The sequence below is a fragment of the Mycobacterium sp. genome, assembly GCF_025965855.1.
Lineage (GTDB): Bacteria > Actinomycetota > Actinomycetes > Mycobacteriales > Mycobacteriaceae > Mycobacterium.
Genome location: NZ_JAOPWB010000004.1, coordinates 1 through 4897 on the forward strand (window position 1 = coordinate 1; position 4897 = coordinate 4897).

3 protein-coding genes and 1 pseudogene are annotated in these 4897 nt (G+C 68.9%); all 4 read left to right on the forward strand.

The features are described from left to right. On the forward strand, positions 1–1515 hold a 1515-nt coding region (locus tag JWP83_RS00235), incomplete at its 5' end, for a TRCF domain-containing protein (protein WP_297724407.1). After that, a pseudogene (locus JWP83_RS00240) lies at positions 1512–2590 on the forward strand (nucleoside triphosphate pyrophosphohydrolase). The gene JWP83_RS00235 and the pseudogene JWP83_RS00240, both read left to right, overlap by 4 nt. A 180-nt stretch (positions 2591–2770) precedes the next feature. Continuing rightward, positions 2771–3499, forward strand: coding sequence for a lytic transglycosylase domain-containing protein (locus JWP83_RS00245; RefSeq protein WP_297724412.1), 729 nt, complete (start codon positions 2771–2773; stop codon positions 3497–3499). Positions 3500–3550: 51 nt separating this feature from the next. Beyond that, entirely contained in the window at positions 3551–4837 is a 1287-nt protein-coding gene (gene eno, locus JWP83_RS00250; RefSeq protein WP_297724410.1) for a phosphopyruvate hydratase, read from the forward strand. Positions 4838–4897 lie beyond the last annotated feature (60 nt).

Consider the following 4897-nt stretch of genomic DNA (forward strand, 5'->3'; position numbering starts at 1 on the left):
CCGGTCACGGTGAAGGGGTTGTCGCGGTTCACCGACCCGGCCGACTCGCGCGCCGTACTCGCTGGCATGAAGGACGGCTCGGTCGACATCGTGATCGGCACCCACCGGCTGCTGCAGACCGGTGTCACCTGGAAGGACCTGGGCCTTGTCGTCGTCGACGAGGAGCAGCGGTTCGGTGTCGAACACAAGGAACACATCAAGTCGCTGCGCACCCACGTCGACGTGCTCACCATGAGCGCCACCCCGATCCCGCGCACGCTGGAGATGAGCCTGGCCGGGATTCGTGAGATGTCGACGATCCTGACGCCGCCCGAGGAGCGCTACCCGGTGCTGACCTACGTCGGTCCGGACGACGAGAAACAGGTCGCCGCCGCCCTGCGCCGCGAGTTGCTGCGCGACGGGCAGGCCTTCTACGTGCACAACCGGGTCAGCTCCATCGACCGGGCGGCGGCCCGGGTGCGCGAGCTGGTGCCCGAGGCGCGCGTCGTCGTCGCGCACGGGCAGATGCCCGAGGAGCGGCTGGAACGCACCGTGCAGGGCTTCTGGAACCGCGAATACGACATCCTGGTGTGCACCACGATCGTGGAGACCGGCCTGGACATCTCCAACGCCAACACGCTGATCGTCGAGCGCGCCGACACCTTCGGCCTATCCCAGCTGCACCAGCTGCGCGGCCGGGTCGGCCGCAGCCGCGAGCGCGGTTATGCCTACTTCCTCTATCCGCCGCACGCGCCGCTGACCGAGACGGCCTACGACCGGTTGGCGACCATCGCGCAGAACAACGAGTTGGGCGCGGGCATGGCGGTCGCGCTCAAGGACCTCGAGATCCGCGGCGCCGGCAACGTGCTCGGCGTCGAGCAGTCCGGGCACGTCGCCGGGGTCGGGTTCGACCTGTACGTGCGGCTGGTGGGCGAGGCCGTGGAGGCGTACCGGGCGGCCTTACAAGCAGCGGACGACGGCCAGACGGTCACCACGCCCGAGGAGCCCAAGGACGTCCGGATCGACCTGCCGGTGGACGCGCACCTGCCGCCGGACTACATCGCCAGCGACCGGCTCCGGCTGGAGGGCTACCGGCGGCTCGCCGCCGCTTCTGACGAGGCCGCCATCAGCGCCGTTGTTGAGGAGCTCGTCGACCGCTACGGCGCGCTGCCCGAGCCCGCCGAGCGGCTGGTGGCCGTGGCGCGGTTGCGGCTGCTGTGCCGCGGCGCCGGCATCACCGAGGTCTCGGCCCCGTCGGCGGCGACCGTGCGGCTGTCGCCGGTGACGCTGCTGGACTCGGCCCAGGTGCGGCTCAAGCGGATGTACCCGGCGGCGCACTACCGGGCCACGACGTCCACGGTCCAGGTGCCCATTCCGCGGTCCGGCGGCATCGGCGCGCCACGCATGCGCGACGTCGAGTTGCTCCAGATGGTGGCCAACCTGGTAACGGCACTGGAGGGGAAACCACAGCTAGAGATTGGTATAACGAGTGCGTCACCAGCATCGATGTCCGGGGAGGAGCGACAGGCGCGATGATCGTCGTCTTGTTCGACCGCCGCCGCCCCTCTCTGGTGCCCGTCGAGGCCATCGAGCACCTGACCGGCGAGGTGCAATACACCGAGGAGATGCCGGTCGCGGTTCCGTGGTCGCTGCCCGCGGCGCGGCCCGTGCACTCCGGGGACGACGCGCCGGTGCTGCTGTCATCCGATCCGGACCACCCCGCCGTGACCGCCCGGCTGGCGGCCGGGGCCCGGCTGATCTCGGCGCCGGACACGCCGCGCGGCGAGCGACTGGTCGACGCCGTCGCGATGATGGACAAGCTACGCACCGCGGGACCGTGGGAAAGCGAGCAAACCCACGACTCGTTGCGCAGGTTCCTGCTCGAGGAGACCTACGAGCTGCTGGACGCCGTGCGCAGCGGCAACGCCGATCAGCTGCGCGAAGAACTCGGCGACGTGTTGCTACAGGTCCTCTTCCACGCCCGCATCGCCGAGGACGCGCCGCAGCTTCCCTTCACCATCGACGACGTCGCCGCCACGCTGATGCGCAAGCTGGGCCACCGGGTGCCCGGAGTTCTTGCGGGGCAATCGATTTCGCTCGAAGATCAGTTGGCGCAGTGGGAGGATCGCAAGGCCGCCGAAAAGTCGCGGAACTCGGTGATGGACGACGTCCACACCGGTCAGCCGGCATTGGCGTTGGCGCAGAAGGTGATTCAACGCGCGGAGAAGGCCGGGCTGCCCGCCGCCCTGATCCCCGTCCAGATCACGTCCATCTCCGTGTCGGCCGACGTTGATGCGGAAAGCGCGCTTCGCGCGGCGGTTTTGGAGTTCGTTGACACGGTCCGCAGTGCAGAGAGGGCGATCGCGGCCACCCGCCGCGGCGACAGCGTTCCGGTGGAGCTGGACGTGGCGCAGCTCGGCGAAGTCACCGAGGGGGAATGGCGCGCGCACTGGCCATCGAGTGAATTGGGCATCGACGAGGCGGCCACCGAAGACGCGGCGGCGTCCGGTGCTATGAAGAAGGCGTCCGAGGCGTCCGACGGGGGCTCCAAGAAGCGCCGAGGCCGGAAATAGGGTTCAATTGGCGGCTTCTGCCGCCTGTCACCCAGTAACGTCGCGGGGTCAGTGATCGCTAGCCATAGTTGCTGGTAGCTAACACCAGATTGGCTGACGACGGACGCCGTATCGGTGGGCTCGGGACCGGAATCGGCCGGGTGGGGCCGAAACCCGTGGGACGATGGTCGTGGTCGAAATTTGTGTAGGGAAAGTTCAGGGGAGCTCTAAAAGTCATGGTGTCGCCGAGGCGTTGGTTGCGTGCGGCCGCCGTGATCGGCGCGACTGCCATGATCCTTGCGTCCAGCTGCACCTGGCAGCTCAGCCTGTTCATCCCGGAAGGCGTCCCGCCGCCGGCCGGGGCTCCGGTGCCGCCGGTGGACACTCACCTCAGCGGCCGGCCGGCGGATCAGTTGCGCCAATGGGCCGAGCAGCGGTCGACGGCATTGGAGATTCCGGTCATCGCGCTAGAGGCCTACGCGTACGCCGCCCGGGTCGCCGAGGTCGAGAACCCGAAGTGCCATATCGCGTGGACCACGCTGGCGGGCATCGGGCAGGTCGAAAGCCACCACGGCACCTACCGGGGCGCGACGCTGTCGCCGAACGGGGATGTGAGTCCGCCCATTCGGGGTGTTCGCCTAGACGGCAGCGGGGGCACCTTGCGCATCGTCGACACCGCGGACGCCAAGGACGGCGATGCCGGGGTGGCGCGCGCGATGGGGCCGATGCAGTTCATTCCGGAGACATGGCGGCTGTACGGGGTGGACGCCCACAACGACGGCGTCGTCAGCCCCGACAACATCGACGATGCGGCGCTCGCGGCGGCGGGTTATCTGTGTTGGCGTGGAAAAGATCTCGCCACACCGCGGGGGTGGATCACCGCGCTGCGGGCCTACAACAACTCCGGCGTTTATGCGCGGGCGGTGCGGGACTGGGCGACCGCCTACGCGGCGGGTCACCCGCTGTAGCAGGATGTATCCGGCACCAGCGACTAGGCAAGCTTAGGCAAGGAGAACCCAGTGCCGATTATCGAGCAGGTCGGGGCCCGCGAGATCCTCGACTCCCGCGGCAACCCGACGGTCGAGGTCGAGATAGCTCTGATGGACGGGACGTTTGCCCGCGCGGCGGTGCCGTCCGGCGCGTCGACCGGCGAGCACGAGGCCGTCGAGTTGCGTGACGGCGGACAGCGTTACGGCGGCAAGGGCGTGCAGAAGGCGGTGCAGGCCGTGCTCGACGAGATCGGTCCGGCCGTCATCGGATTCAACGCCGACGACCAGCGGTTGGTGGACCAGGCCCTGGTGGACCTCGACGGCACCCCCGACAAGTCGCGGCTGGGCGGCAACGCGATCCTCGGCGTCTCGCTGGCGGTCGCCAAGGCGGCCGCCGATTCCGCCGAGTTGCCGCTGTTCCGCTATCTCGGCGGGCCGAACGCGCACATTTTGCCCGTGCCGATGATGAACATCCTCAACGGCGGCGCCCACGCCGACACCGCCGTCGACATCCAGGAATTCATGGTCGCACCGATCGGCGCGCCCAGCTTCGCCGAGGCGTTGCGGTGGGGCACCGAGGTTTACCACGCGCTCAAATCGGTGCTGAAGAAGGAGGGGCTGTCCACCGGCCTGGGCGACGAGGGCGGATTTGCCCCCGACGTGGCGGGCACGACCGCGGCACTGGACCTGATCGGCCGGGCCGTCGAAGCGGCGGGTTTCAAACTCGGGAGCGACGTCGCGCTCGCCCTCGACGCGGCGGCCACCGAGTTCTACGCCGACGGCACTGGCTACACGTTCGAGGGCAGCACCCGCACCGCCGAGCAGATGGCCGAGTTCTACGCCGGCCTGCTCGGCTCCTATCCGTTGGTGTCTCTCGAAGACCCACTGTCCGAAGACGATTGGGATGGTTGGGTGGCCCTGACCGCGTTGATCGGGGAGCGGGTGCAAATCGTCGGCGACGACATCTTCGTCACCAACCCCGAGCGGCTGGAAGAGGGTATCGAAAAGGGCGTGGCAAACGCGTTGCTGGTCAAGGTGAACCAGATCGGCACGCTCACCGAGACGATGGACGCCGTCGCGCTCGCCCACCGCAGCGGGTACCGCTGCATGATGAGTCACCGTTCCGGCGAGACCGAGGACACCACGATCGCGGACCTCGCCGTGGCGACCGACTGCGGCCAGCTCAAGACCGGTGCGCCGGCACGGTCGGAGCGGGTCGCCAAGTACAACCAGCTGCTCCGGATCGAGGAGGAGCTGGACGACGCCGCCCGCTACGCCGGGCTGGGGGCGTTCCCCCGGTACGTCCCGAAGGGCTGAGACACCGCACATGGCCACCACGCCCCGCCGTACGCCCGGAAGCCAGTCACCCGCCTCCCG